1 protein-coding gene is annotated in these 1,661 nt (G+C 67.1%); it reads left to right on the top strand.

Annotated features, from left to right (window positions below; translation table 11 throughout):
- A partial coding sequence (locus tag B5X69_RS20660) for an oxidoreductase (protein ID WP_079640339.1) occupies positions 1–1,661 on the top strand: 1,661 nt, incomplete at both ends.

The following is a 1,661-nucleotide window of genomic DNA, read 5'->3' as shown; positions in this document are numbered from 1 at the left end:
GCCAGCACCCACCCGACCGGCCTGCCCTCGCTCGCCAGTCTCGACGACAGCATCATCGACGAATACCGCAAGCTGATGGACGCGATCCGGCCGACCGGCATGAAGGTGTTCCAGCAATTGTGGCACAGCGGCGCGATCTATCCCAACCCTACCGGTGGCCCGCCCTGGTCGGCTTCGGACATGTCGAGCCCGATCCACCCCTTCACCTCCCAGCCGATGACCCGCTGGCAGATCGATGAACTGGTCGAATCCTTTGTCGCGGCCACCCGCCGCTGCGTCGAAGGCGGGGTCGATGGCGTCGAGATCCACCTCGCGCACGGCTACCTGCTGCATCAGTTCCTCTCGCCGCTGACCAACCGGCGTGAGGACGAATACGGCGGCAGCCTCGAAAACCGCCTGCGACTGCCCAAGCGGATCCTGAGCGAGGTCCGTGCCATCGTGCCCAATGGCTATCCGGTCGGCGTTCGCATCAGCGCCAGCGAGGAGCCCGAGGGTCTCGGCGCCGAAGAGATCAAGCAGATGATCGGCATCTTCGAGCGCGAGAAGCTGATCGATTTTGCCGATTGCTCGCTGGGCGACTACTACACCAGCAGCTCGATCATCGCCCCGATGGACCAGCCTTCGGGCTACCAGTTGCCCTCGTCGGTCGACATCGCCTCGGTCGCCACCGTGCCGACGATCGTCATCGGCCGCATCCGCACGCTCGAGGAAGCCGAACAGATCATCCGCCAGGGCCAGGCCGACATGGTGGCGATGACCCGCGCGCACATCGCCGATCCGGACATCGTCGCCAAGACCCGCGCCGGCCATCCCGAACAGGTCCGCCCGTGCATCGCCTGCAACCAGGGCTGCATCGGCCAGGTGGCGCGCGGCTTCCCGCTCGGCTGCGCGGTGAACCCCGCCGCCGGGTTCGAAGGCGTGCTGGCTGACGATCTGCTCGCCAAGACTGACACGCCCATGCGCCTGCTGGTCGTCGGTGGAGGACCCGCGGGAATGGAGGCGGCCCGCGTGGCCGCGCTACAGGGCCACAAGGTGACCCTGGTCGAGGCCAGCCCGCAATTGGGCGGCCTGGTCAACGTCGCCCGCCGCGCCCCCCGCCTGCACACGCTGGGCGATATCGCGACATGGCTCGAGAGCGAAGTCTATCGGCTCGGCGTCGACGTCCGCACCAACACCTACTTCGATGCCGACGATGTCCGCGGCGAAAACCCGGATGCCGTCGTTGTCGCCACAGGCTCGTGGCCGCGCGGCGATGGCCTCCAGATCACCAACCAGGCCCAGCCGATCACTGGCTTCGACCTGCCGCACGTGCTCACCTCGCTTGACCTGCTCACCTCCAACAACGAGAACCTGGGCAAGCACGCCCTGGTCTACGACGATGTCGGGCACTACGAGGCAATCGCCGCCGCCGATTACCTGCTCGAAAAGGGCCTCTCGGTCACTTACGTGACCCGCTTCCTCGCCTTCGCCCCGCAACTCGACCCGGCGACGCGCACCGACGCGATCCTGACCAGGCTCCACGCCAGGGACTTCCGCGTGGTCATCCGGCACGAACTGCGCAGCATCGCGGCTGGAAAGTCCGTGATCGGGCCGATCCACCACGTCGCGCGCAGCGAGGAAATCCCGGCCGACACCGTGGTCTTCGTCTCGGCCAACCGGTC

The sequence above is a fragment of the Sphingopyxis flava genome, from assembly GCF_900168005.1.
In the GTDB taxonomy this organism is placed as follows: Bacteria; Pseudomonadota; Alphaproteobacteria; order Sphingomonadales; family Sphingomonadaceae; genus Sphingopyxis; species Sphingopyxis flava.
Note: the sequence above shows the minus strand (reverse complement) of the source record. Positions and strands in the feature narration are given on the sequence as shown.